The 24,429-nt window shown below is 63.1% G+C and carries 23 protein-coding genes; 14 read left to right on the plus strand and 9 right to left on the minus strand.

What is annotated here, in order from left to right:
* Window positions 1-257 precede the first annotated feature (257 nt).
* Window positions 258-1,880: a collagen-like triple helix repeat-containing protein gene (locus F8N66_RS18895; protein WP_150771644.1), complete on the plus strand. Its 1,623-nt coding sequence runs from the start codon at window positions 258-260 to the stop codon at window positions 1,878-1,880.
* 129 nt (window positions 1,881-2,009) lie between these two features.
* Window positions 2,010-3,680, plus strand: a complete 1,671-nt coding sequence (locus tag F8N66_RS18900; RefSeq protein ID WP_150771645.1) for a ShlB/FhaC/HecB family hemolysin secretion/activation protein — start codon at window positions 2,010-2,012, stop codon at window positions 3,678-3,680.
* Window positions 3,681-4,187: 507 nt separating this feature from the next.
* On the opposite strand, the gene F8N66_RS18905 is transcribed toward F8N66_RS18900, so the two are convergent.
* Both F8N66_RS18905 and F8N66_RS18910 read right to left on the minus strand, forming a co-directional pair.
* Window positions 4,188-4,601 carry a response regulator gene (locus tag F8N66_RS18905; protein WP_150771646.1) on the minus strand — a complete coding sequence of 138 codons (414 nt, stop codon included), beginning with the start codon at window positions 4,599-4,601 and terminating at the stop codon, window positions 4,188-4,190.
* Between the two features lie 69 nt (window positions 4,602-4,670).
* Window positions 4,671-4,877, minus strand: coding sequence for a Flp family type IVb pilin (locus tag F8N66_RS18910; protein WP_150771647.1), 207 nt, complete (start codon window positions 4,875-4,877; stop codon window positions 4,671-4,673).
* 322 nt (window positions 4,878-5,199) lie between these two features.
* Here F8N66_RS18910 and cpaB point away from each other — a divergent pair, with 322 nt between their 5' ends.
* From cpaB to F8N66_RS18950, 8 genes are read left to right on the plus strand one after another with little or no spacing between them, the layout of a single operon-like run.
* Window positions 5,200-6,150, plus strand: coding sequence for a Flp pilus assembly protein CpaB (cpaB, locus tag F8N66_RS18915; RefSeq protein WP_150771648.1), 951 nt, complete (start codon window positions 5,200-5,202; stop codon window positions 6,148-6,150).
* A gap of 21 nt (window positions 6,151-6,171) precedes the next feature.
* Entirely contained in the window at window positions 6,172-7,443 is a 1,272-nt protein-coding gene (locus F8N66_RS18920) for a type II and III secretion system protein family protein (RefSeq protein ID WP_150771649.1), read from the plus strand.
* Window positions 7,440-8,627 (plus strand): AAA family ATPase, encoded by a 1,188-nt coding sequence (locus tag F8N66_RS18925; RefSeq protein WP_150771650.1) that lies wholly within the window; start codon window positions 7,440-7,442, stop codon window positions 8,625-8,627. Before F8N66_RS18920 ends, F8N66_RS18925 begins: the two co-directional genes overlap by 4 nt.
* Window positions 8,624-9,904 carry a CpaF family protein gene (locus F8N66_RS18930; protein WP_150771651.1) on the plus strand — a complete coding sequence of 427 codons (1,281 nt, stop codon included), beginning with the start codon at window positions 8,624-8,626 and terminating at the stop codon, window positions 9,902-9,904. Before F8N66_RS18925 ends, F8N66_RS18930 begins: the two co-directional genes overlap by 4 nt.
* A gap of 10 nt (window positions 9,905-9,914) precedes the next feature.
* Complete coding sequence (locus F8N66_RS18935; RefSeq protein WP_150771652.1) at window positions 9,915-10,799, plus strand: type II secretion system F family protein; 885 nt, start codon at window positions 9,915-9,917, stop codon at window positions 10,797-10,799.
* Window positions 10,796-11,686 (plus strand): type II secretion system F family protein, encoded by an 891-nt coding sequence (locus tag F8N66_RS18940; RefSeq protein WP_150771653.1) that lies wholly within the window; start codon window positions 10,796-10,798, stop codon window positions 11,684-11,686. Before F8N66_RS18935 ends, F8N66_RS18940 begins: the two co-directional genes overlap by 4 nt.
* 10 nt (window positions 11,687-11,696) lie before the next feature.
* Entirely contained in the window at window positions 11,697-12,410 is a 714-nt protein-coding gene (locus F8N66_RS18945) for a tetratricopeptide repeat protein (protein WP_150771654.1), read from the plus strand.
* A gap of 12 nt (window positions 12,411-12,422) precedes the next feature.
* On the plus strand, window positions 12,423-12,704 hold the full coding sequence (locus tag F8N66_RS18950) for a DUF3613 domain-containing protein (protein WP_150771655.1): 282 nt from the start codon (window positions 12,423-12,425) through the stop codon (window positions 12,702-12,704).
* Between the two features lie 597 nt (window positions 12,705-13,301).
* Here the strand turns inward: F8N66_RS18950 and F8N66_RS18965 are convergent.
* Both F8N66_RS18965 and F8N66_RS18970 read right to left on the minus strand, forming a co-directional pair.
* Complete coding sequence (locus F8N66_RS18965; protein WP_150771657.1) at window positions 13,302-14,084, minus strand: response regulator transcription factor; 783 nt, start codon at window positions 14,082-14,084, stop codon at window positions 13,302-13,304.
* 101 nt (window positions 14,085-14,185) lie between these two features.
* Entirely contained in the window at window positions 14,186-14,656 is a 471-nt protein-coding gene (locus tag F8N66_RS18970) for a prepilin peptidase (protein WP_150771658.1), read from the minus strand.
* Between the two features lie 75 nt (window positions 14,657-14,731).
* On the opposite strand from F8N66_RS18970, the gene F8N66_RS18975 reads away from it, so the two are divergent.
* Both F8N66_RS18975 and F8N66_RS18980 read left to right on the plus strand, forming a co-directional pair.
* Window positions 14,732-15,172, plus strand: a complete 441-nt coding sequence (locus F8N66_RS18975; protein WP_150771659.1) for a TadE/TadG family type IV pilus assembly protein — start codon at window positions 14,732-14,734, stop codon at window positions 15,170-15,172.
* Window positions 15,169-17,922 (plus strand): ATP-binding protein, encoded by a 2,754-nt coding sequence (locus tag F8N66_RS18980; RefSeq protein WP_150771660.1) that lies wholly within the window; start codon window positions 15,169-15,171, stop codon window positions 17,920-17,922. The genes F8N66_RS18975 and F8N66_RS18980 overlap by 4 nt, the downstream gene beginning before the upstream one ends.
* Here F8N66_RS18980 and F8N66_RS18985 read toward each other — a convergent pair.
* The 5 genes from F8N66_RS18985 to F8N66_RS19010 form a co-directional block, all read right to left on the minus strand.
* Window positions 17,907-19,832, minus strand: coding sequence for a pilus assembly protein TadG-related protein (locus tag F8N66_RS18985; RefSeq protein ID WP_150771661.1), 1,926 nt, complete (start codon window positions 19,830-19,832; stop codon window positions 17,907-17,909). The two genes, F8N66_RS18980 and F8N66_RS18985, sit on opposite strands and share 16 nt — an antisense overlap.
* Before the next feature lie 234 nt (window positions 19,833-20,066).
* Window positions 20,067-20,627, minus strand: coding sequence for a DUF4136 domain-containing protein (locus F8N66_RS18995; protein WP_150771662.1), 561 nt, complete (start codon window positions 20,625-20,627; stop codon window positions 20,067-20,069).
* A 54-nt stretch (window positions 20,628-20,681) separates the two neighbouring features.
* Complete coding sequence (locus tag F8N66_RS19000; protein WP_150771663.1) at window positions 20,682-21,299, minus strand: DUF4136 domain-containing protein; 618 nt, start codon at window positions 21,297-21,299, stop codon at window positions 20,682-20,684.
* Between the two features lie 12 nt (window positions 21,300-21,311).
* A complete protein-coding gene (locus tag F8N66_RS19005) occupies window positions 21,312-22,061 on the minus strand; it encodes a methyltransferase domain-containing protein (RefSeq protein ID WP_150771664.1) in 750 nt (249 codons plus the stop codon).
* On the minus strand, window positions 22,061-22,363 hold the full coding sequence (locus tag F8N66_RS19010) for a MazG-like family protein (RefSeq protein WP_150771665.1): 303 nt from the start codon (window positions 22,361-22,363) through the stop codon (window positions 22,061-22,063). The genes F8N66_RS19005 and F8N66_RS19010 overlap by 1 nt, the downstream gene beginning before the upstream one ends.
* Before the next feature lie 258 nt (window positions 22,364-22,621).
* On the opposite strand from F8N66_RS19010, the gene F8N66_RS19020 reads away from it, so the two are divergent.
* Together F8N66_RS19020 and F8N66_RS19025 are read left to right on the plus strand one after the other, a co-directional pair.
* Complete coding sequence (locus tag F8N66_RS19020; protein WP_150771667.1) at window positions 22,622-22,915, plus strand: hypothetical protein; 294 nt, start codon at window positions 22,622-22,624, stop codon at window positions 22,913-22,915.
* Window positions 22,916-23,078: 163 nt separating this feature from the next.
* Window positions 23,079-24,425, plus strand: coding sequence for an MATE family efflux transporter (locus F8N66_RS19025; RefSeq protein ID WP_150771668.1), 1,347 nt, complete (start codon window positions 23,079-23,081; stop codon window positions 24,423-24,425).
* Window positions 24,426-24,429 lie beyond the last annotated feature (4 nt).

Below are 24,429 nucleotides of genomic sequence, written 5' to 3' on the forward strand. Positions count from 1 at the left end.
CTGGCTGAAGGAAAGTGCATGATCAATTGTGTATATAACTTAAGTGTCCGCCGCGTCCCCATCCCCTCGATCCCATTGATTTAAAGGCAATTCCCCTCCCTCCCTCGCCAAACCCGACAGCATTAATACCAACTGGAGAATGGCCTTCCAGAGCCCTTGCAGGCGTCATGTGCACAACGGACGACGACATGGCCGGCGACAGAACCGGTCAGCCATCGAAGACAACGACGTTGTGACAGGTGCAAGGACTCTCACTCATGAACACTCAGGTTTGGTGCAAATCGGCAACAGCATTGGCGCTCGTTCTTTCTCTCGGCCTCGCCGGTTGCAGCAGCGGTGGTGGCGGTCATCACAGCAGCTCCGACAGCTCCTCGCCGGACAGCGAGACCGCAGCAGGCACCGGTGGCGCGGCCGGCAGTGGCGGCGCAACGGGCGGCAGCGGCGATACCGCTGGAACGGGCGGTACCGGTGGCACGGGAGGTACGGGCGGTACCGATGGCACAGCCGGAACCGGTGGCACCGGAGGCACTGGCGGTGGGGGCACTACCCCGACCAATCCCACCAACCCGACGAATCCGACAAACCCGACCGACCCCACCAACCCGACCAATCCTGGCGGTACGCCGCTGGTCACCACCACCCTGTTGCAGGATGTCGGCAACACCGTCGGCGGCGTCGGCAACGGCGTAGGGCAGATCGGCGACTCGCTGGGCTCGGTGCCCGTGGCGGGCGGCGTGGTGCAAAGCGTGGCCAATACGGCCGGCAACGTGGTCAGCACCTTGGGTGACGGCGTGGCCAATGGCGTGGGCAAACTGGGCACCGACCCCAATGGCCTCGGTGTCACGGCATCGGCGGTGGGCGGCGTGGTGCAGGATGTCGGCAACGGCGTTTCCGATGTCAGCGGCAAACTGGCCACGGCCACCCACAGCATTCCGGTGGTCGGTGGGGTGGTGACCAAAGTTGCCCCGGTCCTCGACGGCGTCGGCGAGAAAGTCACCATGCTCGGCGATACCTTGAGTACCGCCACCACCACGGGCCCGCTCGGCTCAGTGACCGGGGAAGTGGGCAACAAACTGGTGCCGGTGATTGCCATGGTCGAGAGCACCACCGACAAGATCGGTGACGCCACCGGCCTGGGTGATCCCCTCAAGGGCATCGTCCAGAAAGTCGGCGGCACCGTCGACGGCGTGGGCGGCAAAATCACCGATGCCGGCAAAGGCAATGCGCTCACCAACACCGTCGGCGGCGCACTGAGCAACACCGGTATCACTGTCGGCAAGGCCGGTGGCCTGCTGGCCAATGGCACCGGGGCCGGGGCCGGCAGCGGTGGCGGCCTGGGCGGCAGTGGCCTGCTGGAGACAGTCGGCGGCGCCGTGGTCAACGTCGGCAACGGCCTGAACCTCGGCAACAGCAACGGGCTGGTCAGCGCGGCCGGCGTGAACGCGGCGGCGGGCGGCAACCTGGTCGCTTCCGTCGGGGGTGCCTTGGGCGGGAGCGGCATCGCCAGCACCGGACCGACCGCGCCCCTGGGCAACCTCGGCGCAACGGTCGGTGCAGCGGTCAATCCAGTCACCACAGCGGTCGCCGGGCTCACCCAAAACATCGGCGCCGCCACCGGTGTCGGCGCCCCGGTCGCCAGCCTGACCGGCCAGGCCGGCAGTGCCGTGGCGAACCTCGGCGAGGCCATCGCCGCCAGCAACAGCAACCCCGTCGTCACGGCCCTCGGCAACACTGTCACCACGGTCGGCGGCACCGTCAGCGCCGTCGGCGGCCTGGTCAACGCCGGCACTTCGGGCACAGGGGCAACCGGTGGGGCAACAGGCGCACTGGGCGGTGTGCTGGGCGGGCTCACCGGCGCCCTGGGTGGCAATAGACGCTGACTTGCACCGGGCCGTGTCGACGGCCCCGACTCCAGCGCCTACGCTTGGTTGAGGGCGGAAGACACAGCTCGGTCTTTCGCCTTTTCTTTGGATCAAGAAGATCCACGTGCGACAACAGGGAGTGTCCTAATGCGCCTGATGGCTTGCTTGCTGCTTTTGCCCCTCAGTTCCACCCTCCTCGCCGACACCCTGCCCGGTTTTCTCAACAGCAACGAAACCATCCGCAACCTCCCCGTGCCGAATCTACCGGCCGATGCCTACCGCCCGACGGCGGCCCCCTTGCAAGTCCCGGAGCCGGGCGCGACCCAGGCCCAACCACTGATGATGGGCACCCGGTTGAACCTCAAGACCGTGCAGATCGAAGGCGGGACGATTTATCCGCTCAGCGAACTGGCAGCCCTCTATCAACCGTTGCTGGGCCACGAAACCAGCCTCGCCGAACTGATCGAAGCGACCCGCAGCATCACCCGTCGCTATCAACAGGATGGCTACCTGCTGTCCTACGCGTTCCTGCCCCGACAAACGTTCGATAACGGTGTCGCGCGGGTCGTGCTGGTGGAGGGTTACATCAAGGATTACCAGTTGCAGGGCGATATCGGAAGGGTCAAGGGCCTGCTGGACAAGCTGGTGGCCAAGCTCCAGGCCGAGCGCCCCCTGACCCGCAAGACGTTCGAACGCTACACCACGCTGATGAGCCGCATCCCCGGCGTGACCTTGCAGGCCCAGGTGCCGCCGCCGGGCACCACCGATGGCGCGACCCAACTGATTGCCCAGGCCAGCCGCAAACCGTTCACCAGCACCCTGAGCACCACCGAGGACAACCGCAACGGCACCCAGGCCCTGCTCGGCGTGAGCAGCAATGCCCAGACCGCCATGGGCGAACAACTGAGCCTCAGCGGCCTGTTTCCACCAGGGGATGATCACGAACATTACTACCGCCTGGACTACAACCAGTTCCTCAATGCCGAGGGTACGCAACTGGCCCTCTGGGCCTCCCGCTATCGCGCCGACCCCGGCTCCAATATACGACTGGACAACGGCCTGGAACTCAAGCCGCACCGGGAAAACGACCGCTACTCCATCGGCTTCAGTCATCCCGTCATCGCCTCGCCCAACGAACTGCTCAGCGCCGGCGCGCGCCTGTACGCGGTCAATGACAAGACCCGCTACCAAGTGGTCGGTTTCCCGGTCAGTGTCGAAGAACGCACCGACATCCGCGCCCTGGCGTTCGAAAGCGACTGGCGCAAGGCCAGCGACCGCCAACTGCGCATCCTCAGCGGCGGGTTGTATCAGGGCATCGATGGCATGGGCGCCAAAACCAACAACACCGCCCTCGACCTGGACTTCTTCCGCCTGCGCCTGTCGGGCGTGCAAAGCGACAAGTTTTTCGACAACTGGCAAGGCGTGCTCTCCGCCGCGCTGTACTGGAGCGACGACACCCTGCCCGACAGCGAGCGGGCGGTGTTCGGCGGGCAGAACTTCGGCCGTGGCTACCCTGACGACCAGGCGTCCGGCGACAAGGGTTGGGGGGCGGCCTACGAGATCAACTACAGCTTCAATCGCGACTGGCGCTGGGTGAGGATCCTGCAACCCTATGTGGTGCTGGACCGCGCCAAGACCTGGTTCAACACACTGCCGGTCAAGGGCAACGACATGTCATCGGCGGCGGTGGGTTTGAGATTTGGCGATGCCAGGTACTACAACATCGCGCTGGAAGCGGCCAAGCCAATGTCGGATGAAGCCCTCGACACATTCAATTGCAAGCCGCGCTACAGCATTAGCTTCAGCTATCAGTTGTAACGGGGATGGGGGACAGGGTGGCTCCCACATCGATCTTGGTCGAGCACAAATTTTGTGTACGCAGCAGACTGACTGTAGGAGCGAGGCCTGCTCGTGAAAAACGCCCAGGCACGGCGTTCATTCAGACAGCCCGCGTTATCGTTGACGTCCATCGCGAGCAGGCTCGCTCCTACAGGGGTACGCGTAAATCCGCTAAATCAGGTCGGCTGTCAGGTCGCCTTCGCGAGCAAGCCCGCTCCCACCAGAAGCAAACTAGCGAACATCCGCTCTTCACCACTCATCAGGCCGAGCGTTAGCTCGCCTGCAGCTGTTGATTTTGATCCACCCGCCCCTCGGGAGGCTGAGCGCAGGTGTTTATCCGGGGATTGGCGAGGGGCCGGACGCCGGGGCGAGCCTTTTTGGGGACTTTTTTGGCGTTCGAAAAAAGTGCCTCGCCGTAAGGGCGAAACCGTAAGCAGCCGTTACCGCAGCAATGGATATGTACTCAACCCACCCCCACAGAAAAGCTCAGGGATTGACGGCCTGAGCGATCGGCTGCGGAAACAGATTATTCAACGTCTCAAGCAACCGCACGTGATAAATCGGCTTGCGAAACAAATCCAGCACCTGCAGGCGCAGCATGTCACTGACGTCCTCCATGTCCGCATGCCCGGACGTCACGATCACCGGCAAATGCTGGCGCGCCGTATGCTCGCGCAAGCGCTTGATCAACGACATGCCACTCTCTTCGGGCATGCGCAGGTCAGTGATCACCAGAGCGATATCGGGATGGCGTGTCAGGTGGTGCAACGCCAGCTTGACCGACGTCGCGGTAAAGCAATTGAACCCCTCACCCTCCAGCAATTCCGCCAACTCAAGCAAAGCATCTTCTTCGTCATCCACCAGAAGAAGTTGTTGGCGCGACAATGCAGGAGAGTTCATAGGCAACACCTGGGAATGGACGAGCGCTGACGTTAGAACCGTTTTCAGCATAAGCAAGCCGCCGCCCCCTTAAGTCCCACCCAACGCGACGGAAATCTTTTTGAAGATATTGGTGATGGTCGTGCCCATTCCAGTACTGAGCCCGGCGATCACCACCGCCACCATCGCCGCCACAATCGCGTACTCAATACCCGAAGCCCCCTCGGTATCCTTGGCCAGCCCCCTGTAGAAAGCGATTTCGGATTTGACCTTCTGAACAAGCTTGGAAAAAGACATGACTGCTCTCCTGGTGCACCCGGGTGTTGCACAAACGCAACATGATTTCCCTATGCCAGCACCAGCATTGTCGGCATTCCCCGCCCCAACAACTGTAAAAACGCATTAATCCAAAAGTATTAATCGTTTCGTTGACGCCAAAAAACCGCGCATTTCGTCTTAATTCTTTACTTTCGTTGGGTTTTTTCCATTGGGTAATGGCGTTTTGCTCTAGCTGCGCTACGGTCAAATAGCGAAACAGTTTTAGGTTCATAGCTGCCTGATTGCGAAGTTGTCTCGTTGGATAGACGAGTTTTTAGAGCAGCGGAAAGGGAGAGCCGTGATGAACAGCCGTATCACTCTGGGTCTTGCCGGATTGTCCCTGGTGGGTGCCGTCATTGCCGGTTACTGGGGCCTCACGCTGGACCGTCAGCCAGCCGCCGCTCCCGTTGCACAAACGTCGATCACCTCGCCCACACCGGGCGTCCAGCTCCCCGTGCCCCAGGAAGAAGACACCACCCGCCAGCCCGTGGTGGTGCTGCAGCGAGACATCGCGCCCTTTGCCCAAATCACCGCCGCCGACGTCGCCCTGGAAAAACTCCGTACCGTTCCCGCCGGCAGCCTGACCCGTCTCGATCAAGCCATCGGCCGAACGCCCTGGCGCGCCCTCAGTGCCGGCAGCTGGCTCAGTGATGACAGCTTCCAGGCCGGCAGCCAACTGGCGCGGATGATTCGTCCCGATGAACGCGCCCTGGCCGTTGCCGTGGATGAAGTGGTCAACGCCGGCGGTCAGCTGACGGCGGGGGACTATGTCGATGTGCTGCTGTTTTTGCGCATGGACACCAACATCGCCCAGCCCTCGGCGCAGCTCGTGGTCCCCGCGTTGCGCGTACTGGGCGTGGGCGAGCAAATGGGCCTGACCAACGACGGCCGGCCCGCCAGCCCGACCCAGGGCAGCGACGAAAAAACCCGCCAGGAACAGCGCACCGCCGCCCGCACCGTGCTGCTGGCCGTGCCCGAACAATTGCTGAGCCGGCTGATGCTCGCGTCCCAGGCCGGAGTGTTGCGCCTGGCCGTGCGCAGCGCCGAAGAGAAACGCCTGGCCCGTTACTGGGCCGGCGAAAGCGACTCATCGACAAACCTCGCCAATGCCGACCGCGACCTGATCCAGTTCAACCAACTGGCCATGACCCCACCGCCCAAGACAACCGTTGCCTTTGGCGCTTCTACGCCGGCGCGCAAGTCAGGCGTGGAAGTCATCCGCGGCAATGAAATCACGCAACAGACTCCCTGAATCGAGCAAGGACGCCTTTCAATGCGCAGACGTTTTACGCCGTTGTTCAACGGCTGGATCTGGGCCACCTTGCTGAGCGGCATGCCGCTGACTCAAGCCATGGCAACCAGCGGCAATTGCGCCGCGCTGGGCCCGATGCCGGCCGTGCTGGAAGTGGGCGAAGGCCAGCAACAAGCCGTGCAATCGCCGGTGCCGATTACCCGGATCGCCGTGGGTGACCCGAAAATCGCCGACGTGCGGGTCAACGGCGACCAGGCCTTCCTGCTCACCGGCATGGCCGCCGGCGCGACCAGCCTGATGGTCTGGACGTCCTGCGCCAGCGCGCCACGGCAAAGCATGGTGTTCGTCCAGGGCCGCGCCACCGCCGCCATGACCAGTGCCGCCCGGTTGCCCTCCGATGATCCGGTGCTGCCTTCGCAGGTGCAGACCGACATCCGCTTCGTCGAAGTCAGCCGCACCAAACTCAAGGAGGCCAGCACCTCGATCTACGGCAAGGGCTCGAACAACTTTTTGTTCGGCGCCCCCGGCACCGTGCCCAACACCGGAGTCACGCCGGGCGTGGTGCCATTGTTCAACATCGATCCGCGCATTGCCTCGCCCAGCATTCCGCTGGCCAACGACGCGTTCAACATTGTCTGGGGCGGCGGCAGCAGCAAATTCCTCGGCATCGTCAACGCCCTGGAAGGCAGCGGGTTCGCCTACACCCTGGCGCGGCCCAGCCTGGTGGCCTTGAGCGGACAAAGCGCCAGCTTCCTGGCCGGCGGGGAAATCCCGATCCCGATCCCCAGCGCCAACAGCAACAGCTACTCCATCGAATACAAGGAATTCGGCATCCGCCTGACGCTCACGCCAACGGTGGTCAGCAACGACCGCATTGCGATCAAGGTCGCGCCCGAAGTCAGCGAACTGGACTACAACAACGCCGTGACCATCGGTGGCACCACCGTGCCGGCGTTTACCATTCGCCGCACCGATACCAGCATCTCCCTGGCCGATGGCGAGAGTTTCGTCATCAGCGGTTTGATCAGCACGCAAAACACCTCGCAGGTGAACAAATTTCCGGGCCTGGGCGACATTCCGATCATCGGCGCGTTCTTCCGCAACTCCACGATCAACCGTGAAGAGCGCGAACTGCTGATGATCGTCACGCCGCACCTGGTCCAGCCGTTGGCCGCCAATGCGCCGTTGCCGTCGTTGCCCGGCGAGAAGCTGCGCAACTACGACCCGAACTGGTATCGCCTGTACTTCCTCGAAAACGGCGACTTCGATAAACGCAGCGGGTTATCGCAATGAGCCAGAGCCTGAGCCAGACCTTCCTCGCCATCACGCGCAACAGCACTGACCTTGAGTGGCTGCAAGGCGCCCTTGCGCCGCTGGGCCAGGTGGTCAATGCCGGTGGCGACAGCCTCGACGAACTGTTGGCGCTGGTGGACGTGACCTTCGCCAGCCTGGTGTTCGTCGGCCTCGACCGGGAACACGTGGTGGCCCAGTGCGCGTTGATCGAGGGCGCACTGGAAGCCAAGCCAATGCTCGCCATCGTCGCGCTGGGCGACGGCATGGACAACCAGCTGGTGCTCAACGCCATGCGGGCCGGTGCGCGGGATTTCGTTGCATATGGCTCGCGTTCCAGCGAGGTCGCCGGCCTGGTGCGCCGCCTGAGCAAACGCCTGCCACCGGTGGCGCCGAATACGCATCTGGGCGGCCTGACGGTGCTGTACGGGGTGCAGAGCAATGCCGATGGCGCGCTGCTCGCCAATCACATGGCGCAGGTGGTGCAGAAGAGCGGCCAGCAAACCCTGCTGCTCGACCTCGGGCTGCCACGCGGCGACAGCCTGGCGTTGCTGGGGCTGGAGAGTTCGTTTCACTTCGGTGATGCGCTGCGCCACGTGCGCCGCCTCGACGCGACGCTGATCGACAGCGCCTTCACCCGATGCGAAGTGGGGCTGCGCATCCTCGCCTACGCCAGCCACGATGAGCCGCTGGAGCAGACCAGCGCCGCCGAGCTGTACATGCTGCTCAGCGCCCTGCGCCAGCACTTCCAGCACATCGTGGTGAACCTCACCGGGCAACCGGACAGCGAAGCCTTGCGCACCTTCGTCAGCCACTGCGACAAGCTGCTGTGGTACACCGACCAGAACGTGATCGACTGCCGGCGCAACCTCGCGGTGCTCAACCTGTGGCGGGAAAAAGGCATGAAGCTCGATCACGCCAAGCTGCTGGTGGATCGCTACCTGCGCAGCGTCGCGCCGGACTCCGATGCGCTGGGTAAAAGCTTCGGCATGGAAATCATCGCCACCCTCGCCTACAGCCCGGAAGTGCGCCTGAACGCCAAGAACCAGGGCGTGACCCTGTTCGAACTGGCGCCACGGGAAGTGCTGACCCAAAGCCTGCGCACCCTCGGCGAGCGCCTGGCCAAGCGCTCTGAAAACCTGGCCAAACCCAAGTCCTGGTTCAGTCGCTTGAGAGGTGTGCAATGAGCGCTGAAAAACTGTTCGGCGCGACCCCGCGCGGGGTGGCCGGCAACACCGACCACGAAGGCCTGAAACTGGTGCTGCACCGCTACATCATCGATGCCATCGAAGAGTCCGGCAAAAACCTGCTGGAAGGTTCGCGGCAGGTGTTGTCGCAGTTCGTCATCGACAAAGTGGCCGAGTACATCGCCCGATTGCACCTGGCGATTTCCCGCTACGAGATGGAACGCCTGGCCGAAGAGATCGTCGACGAACTCACCGGCTTCGGCCCGCTGGAAGTGCTGCTGCGCGACTCGGCGGTGACCGAGATCCTGGTCAACGGCCCGCACCGGGTCTTCATCGAGCGCGACGGCCTGCTGCACCAGAGCGATTTGCGTTTCATCGATGCCCACCACGTCGAGCGCGTCATCCAGCGCATTCTCGCGCCGCTGGGTCGGCGCCTGGACGAGTCGTCGCCGATGGTCGATGCCCGCCTGCCGGATGGCAGCCGGGTCAACGCGATCATCCCGCCGATTGCCCTCGACGGACCCTGCCTGTCGATTCGAAAATTCCGCCGGGACATGCTCAAAAGCACCGACCTGATGGTCATGCAAACCATCGACCAGGCGATCTTCGAGTTTATTCAGGAGGCCGTGGGCAAGCGCTGCAACATCCTGATCAGCGGTGGCACCGGCACCGGCAAGACCACCCTGCTGAACATCCTCAGCCAGTTGATCAACCCCCACGAGCGGCTGGTGACCATCGAAGACGTGGCCGAACTGCAACTCGGCCACCCCCACGTCGTACGCCTGGAAACCCGCCCGCCGAATGCCGAGGGCCATGGCGAGGTGAAGGCCAGCGACCTGATCCGCAACGCCCTGCGGATGCGCCCCGACCGCATCATCCTCGGCGAGATCCGCGGCGTCGAAGTGGTCGACGTGCTCACCGCCATGAACACCGGCCACGACGGCTCGATGAGCACGGTGCACGCCAACAGCGCCCAGGATGCCTTGCTGCGCCTGGAAACCCTGGTCGGCCTGACCGGCCGCAGCATCGCCGAACGCACCTTGCGCCAGATGATCTGCGCGGCACTGGACGTGGTGATCCAGTTGACGCGCATGCCCGATGGCCGCCGTTGCGTCAGCGAAGTGGTGGAGGTGATCGGCATTCGCGAGGACGTGTACGTCACCAATACCCTGTTCCGCCTCGACCGCCGCAGCGGCTTCGGTTTCCTGCGCGAGGCGGTCAACCCCGCCGGCGACAAACTGCGCCGCGAGTCGGCGTTTTCTTCCTCGACGTACTGAAGGCCACGGCATGCTCAAACCCTTGCTGCTGACCCTCGTTTGCCTGGCCCTGCTTGGCCTGTCGGTGCGTTTGCTCCAGCGCGGGCTGCGCCAGCCCGGCACCGAGCGCACCCTGGAACGCCTGACCCGCGGCCAACCGGAGCCTGTGGTGCAGAAAACGTCCTGGGTGGCCCTGGAACGCGCTTTCTTGCGGGCGGGCCTGGGGCGGCCCACGGAACGCCTGGGGTTGTGGCTGACGTTGTGGGGATTGGGCGCGTTGCTGGGCCTGGTGGTCGGCGGCTGGCTGGGATTGCTCGTCCTGTTGCTGCTGCCACCGATGATGCTGCGGCTGTATGTGCAATGGCGTTATCAGCGTCGGCTCAAGCGCATGATCGAACAATTGCCGCCGCTGCTCGATCACACGGTGCGCAGCCTGAAGTCCGGGCGCACCCTGGCCGACGCCGTGCTCGGCGCCATCAACGCCGCCGAAGACCCGCTCAAGGATGCACTGGGCCGGGTGCAGCGCAGCGTGCAGTTGGGCGTCAGCCTGCCGGATGCCGCCTCGGACTTCGCCGAGCTGTACGACAAGGACGAACTGCGCCTGTTCGCTCTCGGCCTGAAGGTCAACCACCGCTACGGCGGCAATGCCAGTGAGCTGCTGGAGAACCTGATCAGGATGATCCGCGAGCGCGAACAGGGCGCGCGCCAGCTGAGCGCCATGACCGGCGAAACCCGGGTCACGGCGCTGGTCCTGGCGCTTTTACCGGTCACCGTCGCGGCCTACTTTCTGGTGTCCAACCCCAAGTACTTGCTGACCATGTGGAACGACAGTTCGGGGCAGATGATGCTGGTGAGCGCGGCCGGCTTGCAGGTGTTCGGTTGTCTGGCGCTGTGGCGCATGTTGCGCAGCCTATGAACCTGTCGATGCTGCTGAGCGCGCTGCTGTTTCTGATCGCCGCCCTGCTGCTGGTCAGTGTCGTGCTGGAAATGCGCCGACGCGCCCGCCAGGTGGTGCAACGCCTGGATGGCAAGACGCCGGGGGAAAACCGCTTCAGCCAGTGGCTGCATGCGTTGGGCTCCAGCCGGGTCGGCCAGCAGTCGGTCAACCTGGATAACGAAACCCGGACCCTGCTCAACTGCCTGGGCTGGCGCACCGCGCGCAAACGCGCCCAGTTCGCCGCCCTGCAGGTCGGCGTGCCCTTGATGGCGCTGGCGCTCAGCGTTCTGATTCAGGCGCTGTTTTTCCCGCAGGTGAGCAACCAGTGGATCGTTCCGGCGTTCGCCACCGGCATCGGTTATCTGTTGCCCAAACGCCTGTTGGCGTTGGCCGCGCACCGTCGACAAAAGAAACTGGCGATCGAAATGTCCACCTTCATACCGCTGCTGCGCATCCTGTTCGAATCGGGCATGGCGGTGGAACAATCGCTGCGCGTCATGAGCAATGACGGCCAACAACTGCTGCCAGTCCTGACCCGTGAACTGCGCCTGGTGCTGGCCCGGGTCGATTCCGGCCTGGAGCTGGGCGACGAATTGAACAAGGCCAGTCGCTTGATGGCGGTGGACGAGTTCACCGACACCTGCGTGATCCTCCAGCAGCTGATTCATCAGGGCGGCGGCGCGATGAAATCGCTGATGGCGCTCAAAACGCTGCTCGATGACCGGCGCCTGACGCGCCTGCAGGAATACATCTCCAAGATGTCCGCCAAAATGTCCGTCGTGATGATGCTTTTTCTCTTCCCGGCGCTGTTGATCGTACTGGCCGGCCCGGGCTTCACCGCCCTGGCCCGAGCCTTTGCTTCTTAGAGGGATTGTGATGAAAGCATTGATGGCCGGTTTGAGTCTGCTGTTGCTGGGCGGTTGTGCAAGCAACGGCCAGGCCCCCTGGAGCGCCCTGACCGACTCCGCCAGTTGCGCTAAATTGAATTCCGAACAACAGCTGTCGCTGAACCTCGCCGACGACATGGCCAATGACGGCAAGCTCCACGCCAGCCTGGCCAACCTGCAAAGCCTGCCGGACAACCTGGCCGACGTTCGCCTGCGCAAGGCCAAGGTCTATCGGCTGCTGGGCCGCAGCGAAGCCGAGCCGTTGTACCGCAGCCTGCTGGGCGGCTGCCTGGCCGCCGAAGCCGAACACGGCCTGGGCCAGCTCGCCGCCGCCCGGGGCGACAATGGCCTGGCCCAGGCCCATTTGCAGCGGGCCGCCCGGCTGGCGCCCACCGATGAAAAAATCCGCAACGACCTGGGCGTGGTGTACCTCAACCAGCTGCGTATCGAAGACGCCCGTTTCGAATTTCTCACCGCCATGGAGCTCAAGCAGAGCGACCGATTGGCGGCGGTCAACCTGGTGACCTTGCTGATCTATCAGGACGACTGGAGCCGCGCCGCCGAACTGGTCAGCCGCCTCGGCCTGAGCCCGGCCCAGGTCACCGAAGCCCAGGCGCGCGCCGAAAAACTCAAGACCCCGGCCAAATCAGGGCCCGCCGTCGCCGCGCAAGTCGCCGCCGTCGCCAGCCCGGCGCTTCCATAGGGAGAACACTGGATGAAACCGACCACCCTCTGCTGCCTCGGCCTGCTGGTCCTGCCCCTCGGCACCCACGCCATCGGCCTCGATGCCGGCCCGGCCTCGCCGCAACAACAGGAAACCGAAGGCTGGCTGCAACTGCAACGCAACAACACCGCCGCCTCACCCAACATCCAGGCCGCGACCGCTACCGAACGCGAACTGGCAATGCAGCGCTGGTTGAAGAGTTATCAGCACGAGATACCGGAGTTCTTTGAGCAGTACGAGGGGGGCAAGGTGGACAGTGGGTCGCAGGAGTAGGCCTGGGTAGGTTGCGTCTGTGAGTACGCCTTCGCGAGCAGGCTCGCTCCTACAGTGGAATGCATTTCAAATGTGGGAGCGAGCCTGCTCGCGAAGAACGACCAGACACCGCGCTCATTCAGGAGCCCCGTGTCATCGTTGACGTCCATCGCGAGCAGGCTCGCTCCTACAGGGGATTGAGTGCAACCGCCAATTCAGGTCGAGTGTCAGCTCGCCTCGGCTGCTGTTGATTTTGATCCACCCGCCCCGTCGGGAGGCTGAGTGGAGGTGTTCATCCGGGGAGTGGCGCGCAGCGCCGTTCGACGTAGTCGAACACGCTGCATGTAGGTGCAGCGAAGCCAACCGGAGGGCAGTGTCCCCGGATGAATACCGGAGCGAAGGAACCCCGAGCCTTGGCGAGGGGCCGGACGCTTGGGGCGAGCCTTTTTTTGCTTACTTTTTTTTGGCGTTTCGGTTTGAAAAAAAAGTGAGTCGCCGTAAGGGCGAAACCGTCAGTAGCCGTTACCGCAACAATGGATATGTACACCATCAAACCTGTGTCGCCTGACACAACGCCTTCGCGAGCAAGCCCGCTCCCACAGTGATCAGCGTACAACTTCAATGAGCAGTCACCCGCTGCCGCAACCCTGAAGTGCTGGGCGAAAGCGCCAGTGCCAGTTGCGTCCGGTTATGCATATGCGTCAACCGCAACACCTGCGACACATACAGCTTCACCGTGTTCTCGGTAATCCCCAACTCGCAGGCAATCTGATAATTGGTCTGCCCCTTGCCCACCAACCGCGCCACATCGAGCTGGCGCGGAGACAGCTGATTGAAGATGGCCGGTATCTCCACACGATCCAGATCGGTGACATCGCTGTCACCCGCCTCCGATGGATGGGGCGAACGCCGAACCTTGTCGAGGTCTTGATACAGGTCGTCGATCGATTCGGACAGGTATTGAAGCTTCTGATTCAGATGCCCCAGTTGCAGCGTCTTGTGCCGCTCATGCAAGACCACTTCCTGACGCCGCAGGCCTTCGAGCAACTCGCCCAGGTCAATCGGCTTCTGATAGTAGTCGGCAATCCCGGCGCGCAAGGCCTTGATCACATCCTGCTTGTCCGCGCGCCCGGTGAGCATGATCGCCTCGAACGCACGGTGTTTGCCGGACAGGCGTTGCAGCTCCTGGACCAGTTGAATGCCGTCCAGGCCAGGCATGTGCAAATCGCAGAGCACCAGGCCGATGTCGGTGTCGTCGTTGAATCGTTCGATCGCCTGATGACCGGATTCGCAAGGCACGCAACGGTAACCATTGCTCTCGAGAAACTCGCAGAGTTCTTCAACGATCAGTGGCTGATCGTCGACCACAAGGACTTTTACTGCCGAGGTACGCTTGTTCACGTGCAACTCCCTGCATGGTCAAAACCTGACCGTTCCTGTACTCACAGCCAGAAGCTGTACAACTAAGTATGAAAGTAGCTGCACTTCCCGACTCTGTACAACTAACCGAACCAGGCAAACGTCAGCAGCAAGCCCACGAGGAGGAAGGGCGCAAAGGGTTGTTTATTTGACATTCCAGGCTGCAAATACCGAAGGTGTTTTCTAAGCCATTGACCCATATGAAGCCAGATTCCCGGCGCCAGCAGCAGCCAGCACACACTGGCCAATCCGGCACCAATAAACACGCCCAGTACGTGCCGACCGTCGGTCGCGAGCCCCAGGGCGGTCATCAGTTTCACATCGCCGGCACCCAGGCGACGCAAGGCATAACCGGGCAAGGTAAAGGCCAGCGCCAGCAACGCGGCCCAACCGCCCTGTGCCGCCGTCGCGCCCAGCCAGGTGGTGCCGCTCCACAACAGCCAGGCCAGGGCCAGCGCCCCGACGCCCAGGGTCAAGGCATTGGCGATGTGGCGCTCGCGGGCATCCTGCACCGCGCACAGCGTCAGCCAGATCAACAGTACAAAACTCTGCATGCGCTAAAAAACGTCCCTTTTGGCTGAATGATTCTATGCTGACATTACGCAGTGACAGTCAGGGTAGACGCACTCATGAAAACCAACCTCCCCCGTAAACAAAAAGGCGCCGCCGCGATTGAATTTGCCTTGGTGTTCGTGATCTTTTTCGGCGTGTTCTACGCGATCGTCACGTACAGCCTGCCGCTGCTGCTGATGCAATCCTTCAACCAGTCCACCGCCGAAGCCGTGCGCCGCAGCGTGGCGCTGGACCCGAACACCCCCGGATACGAAACCGCGCTGAAAACCGTGGTCAAGGATGAGTTGACCCGGCAGCTGGCGTGGATTCCCGCCGGGTTGAATTTCAATGTCGACACCGACACGACCACCACCCTCACGGCCGGCGTGCTGAAGGTCAGCATCGCCTACCCGACCAATAAACTGAGCGCGGTCATTCCCTTCCTGAACCTGCCGGGGCTCGGGCCGGTGCCGAATTTGCCGGCGACACTCACTGCCACTTCGAGCCTGCAATTTTGAGTGCCGGGGACAAACTCTTCGGGCGCTTGCTTAACCGTCACCCGTCACCGCCCCAGGAAAGCCTGGCGCCACCGAGTGTGCTCAGCGTCGGTTTGCAGGTGCATCTGGACGCCGAAGGCCGGGTGCTGCACCTGACCGGTCCGCTGCGGCACGGGCTGGCGCAACAGATACCCGCGGCACAGGCGCCGAATCTGCTGGATTTCCTGTTGCCCCACAGCAGCCTTGAGGTCGAAGGTTCACCCGCCGACTGGCAGGGGCAACTTCTGGATCTGGACTTTTACGGCCTCAACGGCCAAACCCTGCATCTGCGGGGCTGGGTCCAGCCGCTGGCCGACGCCTGGCTGCTGCAGCTGCTGGACATCGGCGACCTGTTGCTCGAACGCCGGCAATCGCGACTGCGCGAGCAATGCCAGGTGCTGGCGGTGCACATCGGCGAGCAGTTGCGCCTGTGCAGCCTGACGCGCTTGCCCGAGGTGTTGAGCGAGCAACTGCAAGCCCTGGCCCAGCGCTTTCACATCCCGTGCATCGCCCTGGCATTGCTCGACGAGCAGGAACAGGGTTGGCAGATTCACCAGCACTACGCAGCGGTGGAGGCCCCGCAACTGTGGCAAAACGGCCAGCGCCTGGGCACCGGCCTCGACAGCCTCAACGGCTCCACGCCCCAGCACCTGAAACTGATGGAGCACCCGCGCCTGCAACGCACCTTCGGCAATGCCGAGGGTTTTGTCGTGCCCTATCACGATGCGCAAGGGGTGGCGGCCTGGCTGCTTTGTGGTTGTTTTTCGGTGCATCAACGGGCACCCGATGTCGGCGAACGCGACTGGCTGCAATTTGCCGCCGCGCTCGCCAGCCCCGTGCTGGAGCGCGTGCGTGAACACCGGCATCACCTGCAATTGGAGCGCCTCGAATCCTTGCAAACGTTGCTCGGCACCGGGTGGTGGGAGCTGTTTAGCGACAGCGCCGAGGTGCAATTGGCGCCATCGCTGGCCACCGCCCTGAACCTTGCCAGCGCACGTTTGCCATTGACCGATTGGCTTGAGCACGTGCACCCCACCGACCGCGAAGAACTGCGCAGTCGCCTGCAAGCCTTGCAGGACGAAGGCACGCCACTGTTGCTGTGCGTGCGCCTGTATCACCCCGACACGGGCGCACCGCCGGACTGGTATCGACTGCAAGGCCAGGCCCTGGGCGTGGGCAAGAACCGCCGCGTCGTGGGCTTCATGCTCGACATCAGCGACATCAAAAACCAGGAGCAACAGGCCGCGGCGGCCCATGCGCGGCTGGACAACCTGATCGCCCGTTCGCCCGCCGTGATTTACGTCCAGCGCTATGTCGAAGGGGCGTTGCAACCGACCTTTTTCAGCGACAGCCTGATGCCGTTGCTCGGCTGGACACTCGCCGAGTGCAGCGGCGCGGCATGGGTGGAACGACTTCACCCCGAGGACCGCGACCGTTATTTCGAGCGCACCCGCCAGCTGTTGCGCGAGGGCTCGGTGAGCGCCCGCTATCGGTTGCGCGACAGTCGCGGCGATTACCACTGGCTGCTCGATGAAGCCAAGTTGCTGCGCGACGATCTTGGCTTGCCGGTCGAAGCCGTGGGCCTGTGGCTGGATGTCACCGAAGCGACCCTGGCCGCCGAGCAGGTCAAACGGAGCGAGGAGCGCTACCGGATTCTGGTGGAAGATTCACCGGCGATGATTTGCCGCTACCGCCCGGACCTGACCCTGACGTTCGGCAACACGCCGCTGGCGACTTACCTGGAGTGCTCGGCGGATCAACTGCCGGGGGTCAACCTGGGCAGCTGGATGTCATCGGAGCAGCGCGAAGCCTTCACCCGCCGCCTGAGCCAGTTGACCCCGGACTTCCCGGTCAGCACCGCCGAGATCAATCTGCAATTGCCCGGCCGGGAACACGCCTGGTGGGTCTGGTCGGATCGCGGCGTGTTCGACCCGCAAGGCCAGCTGCTGGAGATCCAGGCCGTGGGCCGCGACAACACCGAAGTACGACGCTCCCAGCAACAGCTCACGCAAAGCGCGAAAATGGCCACCCTGGGTGAAATGGCCACCGGCCTGGCCCATGAAATCAACCAGCCGCTGAACGTGATGCGCATGGCCATCGTCAATGTGCTCAAGCGCCTGGAAAAAGGCGATGTGCAAATCGATTACCTGACCGACAAGCTCAAGCGCATCGACACGCAGGTGCAGCGCGCCGCGCGCGTGGTGGACCACATGCGCGTGTTCGGCCGCCGCTCGGAGATCGAGCAACAGCCGTTCAACCCGGCGCAGGCCATCGAGGGCACGCTGTCACTGTTGGCCGAAGGCATGCGGGGCAAAGGGGTTGATGTGCGCGTCACTGAACCGGTGTTCGAGGTGCAGGTGCGCGGTCATGTCGATCAGCTGGAACAGGTGCTGATCAACCTGATGGTCAATGCCCGGGATGCGCTGCTCGGTCAGCGCGAAGCCGATGCGGACTTCAGGCCGTGGATTTCGCTGTACGCCGAACGGGATGAACAGTCGGTGCGACTGTGGGTCGAGGACAACGGTGGCGGCATTGACCCGCGTTTGCTGGAGCGGATTTTCGAGCCGTTCTTCACCACCAAACCGGTGGGCGTCGGCACCGGCCTGGGGCTGTCGGTGAGCTACGGCATTGTCGAGAACATGGGCGGCAAGCTCAGCGTGCGCAACTCGACCGAAGGCGCGCGCTTCTGCATCGAACTGCCGATCGTGCCGCTGGATCAGATCACCAGGTAGGCTTTGCCTTTCTCGCCGCAGGTCAGGTTGAAACCGACGTCGACCTTATTGACCTCGATCCCCAGGTTCATCAGCAGATTGTCGATGAGCGGGTCGACCAGCGGTGCGAGCAGGCCGGTGATGGCCGGGATCAGCAGGCCTGTGACTTCCTTCAGTGCCGACGTCAACGTGTTGAGCAGCCCCCCCAACACATTGCCAAACTTCGGCTCATGATCAATCAGCTCGAAACCCGTCAGCGCGGATTTCAAACTGCCCACCATTGCGGACATCACAACCGGGTGCGTCGGGTCCGGTGACACATTGACCTCATGGGGATTGGCATAGGTGTAGTTGGATTCGGTTTTGCCGACAATCTCGCTGTCAATCAGTAGCTCGGTGCCGCCCCCGCCAAAGGGAATTCGCGGGTCGCAGTCCGACAAGCTCCTGCATTTCTGCGAGCCGATATCGACCAGGGTTAATGGCGACAAGCTTGAATCCAGCGAGGTCGAGAGCCAGATCGAGTCGTTGATCCGGCCGACCTTGACTTGCAGGGCCGAAATTTCGGTGGTGGCGGTCAGGCTTTTGCTGGTCGGGGTGGCGCAGGAGTAGTCGGTGACATAACTACTGCCCTTGCCGGCTTCCAGGCCGAGGTCCAGGCTCACTCCATTGGGCAGGAGTTGCAGGTCGGCATGGGTGCAGTTGCCGAACAGACAACCCGACGACAGCAACACATTGATCAGCCCCACCACCGGCTTCAGGATCGCGTTGACCAGTTTCATCACATTATCGAGCAGCGACAGGTCAAGCGACACCAGGATGCGTACCTGCGCGGTGCGCACATAAATCCTGTTCGCCCCCAACGGGGCGATTTTCGCCAGCGCCGGGTCGCCGACGGCGGAGAACTGCGGGGGCTGAATGACTTTTATGCGCGTCGTCACCCCGGCCAGTCCCAACAGGTTGACCGGCAACACCGCGTTCACCGCGCTGTTCTTGTTCGCCAGTTGCACAAAGCCCTGAATCAGCTGAAACAGCTGCACCGTGGCGTCCAGGCCCGCCGCTTGCGTGCCGGTTTGCAGCGCCAGCAAATCACCCAGCTTGATCGGCGAAGCACCGGTGGCCGCCACTTGCAGTTTGGCCAGGGCGGTGTTGACCTGCGCCGTGGCGCCATTGAGTTTCACCACATCGGCGGCGGCCTTGATGAATTGGGTCACACCCGCCTCAGTGGTCAGCAACTGGGTGTAGTTGCCGGCCTCGACGCCTATTTCAATGGCGAGCTGGTCCATGAACTTCAGCAGATTGATGTCGGTCTTGACCAACCCGTCCCAGCCACCGACGGTCAGGTTGACGTTGCCCCCCAGCAAGGTCGAAAACAACGGGTTCAGCAGGTTCGACCTGGCGCTGTCGACCCCCAGCAAGGTGCTGCGGATGCTCAGCTGTGCCAGCGTCTGTTTCGGTTCGGCGGCGACAGCGGTGGCGTTGAGCCGGGTACTGAGGCCCACCGGTGCACCGGACAGCAAGGCGCCAATACCGGCCGCCACGCTGGTGGTGACGGTACGGCTGGCGATGACTTGCACGGCGGCGGTTTTGCCGGGATCAGCGGTGAATATCCGCAGGTGATTGGCATCGATTTGCACGGTGCCGCAACTGACTTTCAGCGTGCTGTCCGCGTCGACGGTAAAACCGTTGCGCGTGGCGCTTTGCGTGGCGTAGGTGGTCGCCGTCTGGTCGGGTTTGCAACGGCCGTCACGGGTCACGGCTTCGAGGGCTGCGGTGTCGGCCACCCGTTGCAGCTTGCGCTGTTCCAGGTAAAGCCTGCCGGAGTCGATCACCAGCAGGGTGAACCCCAGTGCCAGCGCCAGGGTGCCAGCCGCCATCAAACCGATCGCCCCCCGTTGCCGGGCCGGACCGCGAAACTGCATGCGGGGCAACATCGCGCACTCCTTTGCCGGCCCATGGCCGAGCGCAACCTCCATTGGTGTGAAGGAGTGTAGACAAGCGATGGGGTGGTTGCTGGCAACTCGCCAGCGCAGACAACAAAAAACCCTGTGGGAGCGGGCTTGCTCGCGAAGGGGGAGCGTCAGGCGAAATCGTTGTCGGCTGAGCGACCGCCTTCGCGAGCAAGCCCGCTCCCACAGGGGAGTTGGTGGTGTTTGCGGATGAGGTGTTTATCCGTGAGGTGGATAGTTGGCCAATATCCGGGTGACCGTTTCGCGGATCGCATTGCTGCGATCGGAGGGGTTCGGTGTACGGCTGAGGATCTGTTCATCACTGCCACGCCACACCAGCTTGCCGTCCTTGCCGTCGAGCAGGTCGATCTGGAGGGTCGCCACCTTGTAGTTCACCAGGCGCGTTTCGTTGTACATCGGTGCGCCCCAGTAGCCGTACCACGGGTTGCCCCAACCGCCGCCGTAGTTGGTGGTCACCTGTTGCTGGCGCTCTTCGACAATCAGGTAGGTCTGCACACTCAAGTCACCCTTGGCACCGGGTGCGGCCTGGCGCAGGCCACGCTGGTCCAGTTGATCGGTCACCGACTGGCGCACACGTTGCTCGGTCAGGTCGCTCTTGATTCGTGGATCATCAGGGCGGTATTGCAGGGCGGGTTCCTTCCAGCTCCAGCTGCGATAGGCCGCGAAGTCGCGGCTGGCATCGAAGTCATGATTGACCTGGTTGGCGGCGCAGGCACTGAGCAGCGCGACCACGGCCAGTAACACAAGACGGCGGAACATGATGATTCTCCGGTTGAAGACATGAACCTGCGAAACGCTTCTTATCTACAGAAGCTAACTGGGAGGATACGCCGACATGGCCTTTTCCACAGCTTCCCTGATGGCGTCCGCCTGCTGGCCCTGCGTACCCCGGCTGCTGGTTTCAGCGCTGGAACTCCACACCGGTTGACCGCTTTGCGCATCGAACATGTCCACCTGCACCACGACCACTTGTTCCTCATAAGTGCGCACGATCGGGACGCTGCCGTACATGCCGTACCCCGGACCGTAACCGTAGCGGTTGTAGCCGCCGTAACCGCCGTAATACCCGTAGTCGTCCTGAACCTGGCGCAGGCGGGTTTCCAGGCGCAGGGCCGCGCTGACAAACAGGTCCGCCGGGCGATTGTCATGCAGCGGGCGCAAGCCACGTTGATCGAGGGCATTGCTCACCGCCTCGGCGACCTGCGCCGAGTCCGCCCACGCGGTGCCCGGCGGCAGATCGCCGTTGAGCCAGGCCCAACTGCGGTAACGCCCGTAGTCACGGGGTGGCGCGGGATAGGCACTGCGGTCGAACGTATTGGCCGCTTGCGGCGGTGCCGGCGGGATGGGGTTGGAAGATGCCACATACGGGTTGCTGCCCTGGCAGGCCGCCAGCGCCAGGCAAATCACCAACAACCCTGAACGACTTTTCATTTCGCGCTCCGATCAGATCGGCCGACAGATCCAGTGCAAGTAACGTCCAAGCCCGGCAAAACTGGGGTGGCGACGGTGCGCCAGTTCCATTTCGAGCAAGTCCACCAGTTCGGCGCGGGCCTGGAATTCCACGGGCATGTAGTCGTGGAACACCCGCACTCCACTCTGTGTTTCGACCTGCCACATGCCCTCAAGTTGCGCCGCCAGTTCCCGTGGATCGAGTGGCTGCTGCGGGGTCAGGCTCTGCTTCTCTCCGGCCATGTCGTTCTTGCGCATCTTGCGGAAATGGCCCTTGAGCAAGTTGCGATAGATCAGCGCATCGCGGTTGTAGAACGCCAGGGACAGCCAACCGTCGGCCTTGGTCAGTTGATGCAGGACCGGCAGGATCGCGTGCGGTTCGGCCAGCCATTCCAGGACGGCATGGCACAGCACCAGATCGTAGGGTTCGGTGAGCTGACCGAGCAGGTCCTGCCACGGTGCCTGGATGAACGTTGCCGTTTGCCCGGCCTCGGCGAAGCGTTGGCGGGCGCCTTCGAGCATGGGCTCGGCAGGCTCGGCCAATGTCACCTGATGGCCGCGTTCGGCCAGCCACAACGACATGTGGCCCAGACCGGCGCCGATGTCCAGCACCCGCAGCGGCCGGTCCGGCAAGGTTTCGGCCAGGTCGGCCTGCAGCACCGCCAGGCGAATCGCGCCCTTGGCACCGCCATAGATTTTTTCCGCGAAACGTGTCGCCAGTTGATCGAAATGACGGTCGCTCATCAGCTGAACCTCCGTTCGCTGTCGGCCAGTTTGCTGCGCACCACGTCATTCATGTCCAGGCCCAACTCACTGCACAGCAACAAGAGATAAAGCACGATATCGCCGATTTCCTGCCCGGCATGGGCCAGTTTGTCCGCCGGCAACTGGCGCGACTGGTCTTCGGTCAGCCACTGGAAAATCTCCACCAGCTCGGCCATTTCGACACTCGCGGCCATGGCCAGGTTTTTCGGGCTGTGAAATTGCCGCCATTCATTGCGATCACGGATGGCGTGCAGGCGTTCGGTCAGTTCAACAAGGTTCATCGGGCTCTCCTGAAGGCGTATAGCTTCGGGGGGATGACGGGGGAAGGCAAGTGACAACGATCGAGTGGTCAGCCCTGTTTCCATGTGGGAGCGGGCTTGCTCGCGAAAGCGGTATTCCAGTCGGTATCTTCATCAACGGACTCACCGCTTTCGCGAGCAAGCCCGCTCCCACAGTTACGATGCAACGCTCTATGCTTGTGGGGAACTAGCCACCGTGCTCAATGGCCCAACGCTCGAACTCATCAGGATGCTCATTCCATGCAGGTAGAAGGTTTTTTCGAATGGCTCGGCCAGGCGATTGGCACAGTCATCCGGTTCATCGTTGACGCCCTCAGCGGCGTGTTCCAGTGGGTGAGCCGTGCCAGCAGCAACTTTGTCGACGGCCTGTCCCGTGCACTGGGCATGGACACCTCGATCATCAGCATCGTCGTGCTGATTCTCGGCCTGGTGTTGCTGTGGTCGGCCATCCGCGCGTTCATGAATGCGTCGATCATCATGGGCATCATCTGGCTGATGCTAGGGCTGTGGCTGCTCAGCTGGATCATGCATTAGCCCCCCACTGTGGGAGCGGGCTTGCTCGCGAAGGCGCCCGATCAGCCGATGACGATTTCGCCTGACTCTGCGCTTTCGCGAGCAAGCCCGCTCCCACATTTGTACTGCGGTGTTTTAAGGATTGAGTTCACCGCTACAATGCCCGCTCCCCCAAGGAGCCTGCATGTCCAACCTGATTGCCGACTGGCGCGACCGCCCTACCCATCGACGGGTCTGGGCGCTGGCGGCGCCGATGATTCTTTCCAACATTTCCGTACCGCTGGTGGCGCTGGTCGACAGCACCGTCATCGGTCACCTGCCCCATGCCCATCAACTCGGCGCCGTTGCGGTCGGGTCCAGCCTGTACACCTTCCTTGCCTGGGCCATGGGCTTTCTGCGCATGGGCTCCACCGGGTTTGCCGCCCAGGCCGCCGGGCGCGGCGATGGCGCGGCGTTGCGGCAGATCTTGTTGCAGGGGCTGCTGCTGGCCTTGGGACTGTCGATCGTGTTGGGTGCGGTGGGCGTGCCGTTAAGCGGGGTCGCGCTGCATTTCATGCAGCCGTCGGCGGAATTGGACCAAATGACCCGCGAATTCTTTCATACCCGTTTGTTCGGGCTGCCCGCGGCGCTGGCCAGTTATGCGCTGGTCGGCTGGTTTCTCGGCACGCAAAACGCCCGCGCGCCGCTGGTGATACTGCTGGGCACCAACCTGGTGAACATCGCCCTTAACCTGTGGTTTGTCCTCGGCCTGGAATGGGGCGTGGCCGGCGCGGCCAGGGCCTCGGTGATCGCCGAGTGGACCGGCGCCCTGATCGGCCTGCTGATGACCCGCCAGGCCCTGCGCGCCTACCCGGGGCACATCGTCTGGGCGGCGCTGGGGCTGTGGCGCAGTTGGCGGCCCCTGCTGGCGGTCAATCGCGACATCTTCATCCGTAGCCTGGCGCTGCAATCGGTGTTTTTCCTGATCACCGTGCAAGGCGCGCGGCTGGGGGATGCCACCGTCGCCGCCAACGCCCTGCTGCTCAACGGCTTGCTGTTGACGGCCCATGCGCTCGATGGCCTGGCCCACGCCGTGGAGGCCCTGTGCGGGCATGCCATCGGCGCTCGCGACCGCGACGCCCTGCGCCGCTCGCTGGTGGTGGCCTGCGGCTGGTCGTTGCTGGCGAGCCTGGGGTTTGCGCTGGTGTTTCTGTTGGCCGGGCACCTGTTCATCGAGATGCAAACCGACATTGCCAGCGTGCGCGACACCGCGTTCATCTACCTGCCCTACCTCGCCGCGCTGCCGCTGATCGCCGTCTGGAGCTACCTGCTGGACGGGCTGTTCATCGGCGCCACCCGCGCCCGGGAAATGCGCAATGGCATGCTGCTGACGGTGGCCTTGCTGGTGCCGTTCGCCTGGGCGCTCCAAGGGTGGGGCAACCATGGCCTGTGGATAACCTTCCTGCTGTTCATGTCGCTGCGCAGCCTGACCCTTGGCGTCATCGCCTGGCGCCTGCGCCGCAACGACGGCTGGTTCGCCCGCGCACACTGAAACC

This window comes from Pseudomonas fluorescens, from assembly GCF_902498195.1.
Lineage (GTDB): Bacteria > Pseudomonadota > Gammaproteobacteria > Pseudomonadales > Pseudomonadaceae > Aquipseudomonas > Aquipseudomonas fluorescens_BU.

Coding starts and splice junctions, on each gene's coding strand:
- F8N66_RS19000 (WP_150771663.1), bottom strand. CDS start 21,299: ATGAAAAGTCGTTCAGGGTTGTTGGTGATTTGCCTGGCGCTGGCGGCC.
- cpaB (WP_150771648.1), top strand. CDS start 5,200: ATGAACAGCCGTATCACTCTGGGTCTTGCCGGATTGTCCCTGGTGGGT.
- F8N66_RS18900 (WP_150771645.1), top strand. CDS start 2,010: ATGCGCCTGATGGCTTGCTTGCTGCTTTTGCCCCTCAGTTCCACCCTC.
- F8N66_RS19025 (WP_150771668.1), top strand. CDS start 23,079: ATGTCCAACCTGATTGCCGACTGGCGCGACCGCCCTACCCATCGACGG.
- F8N66_RS18935 (WP_150771652.1), top strand. CDS start 9,915: ATGCTCAAACCCTTGCTGCTGACCCTCGTTTGCCTGGCCCTGCTTGGC.
- F8N66_RS18995 (WP_150771662.1), bottom strand. CDS start 20,627: ATGTTCCGCCGTCTTGTGTTACTGGCCGTGGTCGCGCTGCTCAGTGCC.
- F8N66_RS19020 (WP_150771667.1), top strand. CDS start 22,622: ATGCAGGTAGAAGGTTTTTTCGAATGGCTCGGCCAGGCGATTGGCACA.
- F8N66_RS18895 (WP_150771644.1), top strand. CDS start 258: ATGAACACTCAGGTTTGGTGCAAATCGGCAACAGCATTGGCGCTCGTT.
- F8N66_RS19010 (WP_150771665.1), bottom strand. CDS start 22,363: ATGAACCTTGTTGAACTGACCGAACGCCTGCACGCCATCCGTGATCGC.
- F8N66_RS18905 (WP_150771646.1), bottom strand. CDS start 4,601: ATGAACTCTCCTGCATTGTCGCGCCAACAACTTCTTCTGGTGGATGAC.
- F8N66_RS18985 (WP_150771661.1), bottom strand. CDS start 19,832: ATGTTGCCCCGCATGCAGTTTCGCGGTCCGGCCCGGCAACGGGGGGCG.
- F8N66_RS18940 (WP_150771653.1), top strand. CDS start 10,796: ATGAACCTGTCGATGCTGCTGAGCGCGCTGCTGTTTCTGATCGCCGCC.
- F8N66_RS18925 (WP_150771650.1), top strand. CDS start 7,440: ATGAGCCAGAGCCTGAGCCAGACCTTCCTCGCCATCACGCGCAACAGC.
- F8N66_RS18950 (WP_150771655.1), top strand. CDS start 12,423: ATGAAACCGACCACCCTCTGCTGCCTCGGCCTGCTGGTCCTGCCCCTC.
- F8N66_RS18910 (WP_150771647.1), bottom strand. CDS start 4,877: ATGTCTTTTTCCAAGCTTGTTCAGAAGGTCAAATCCGAAATCGCTTTC.
- F8N66_RS18920 (WP_150771649.1), top strand. CDS start 6,172: ATGCGCAGACGTTTTACGCCGTTGTTCAACGGCTGGATCTGGGCCACC.
- F8N66_RS18930 (WP_150771651.1), top strand. CDS start 8,624: ATGAGCGCTGAAAAACTGTTCGGCGCGACCCCGCGCGGGGTGGCCGGC.
- F8N66_RS19005 (WP_150771664.1), bottom strand. CDS start 22,061: ATGAGCGACCGTCATTTCGATCAACTGGCGACACGTTTCGCGGAAAAA.
- F8N66_RS18970 (WP_150771658.1), bottom strand. CDS start 14,656: ATGCAGAGTTTTGTACTGTTGATCTGGCTGACGCTGTGCGCGGTGCAG.
- F8N66_RS18975 (WP_150771659.1), top strand. CDS start 14,732: ATGAAAACCAACCTCCCCCGTAAACAAAAAGGCGCCGCCGCGATTGAA.
- F8N66_RS18945 (WP_150771654.1), top strand. CDS start 11,697: ATGAAAGCATTGATGGCCGGTTTGAGTCTGCTGTTGCTGGGCGGTTGT.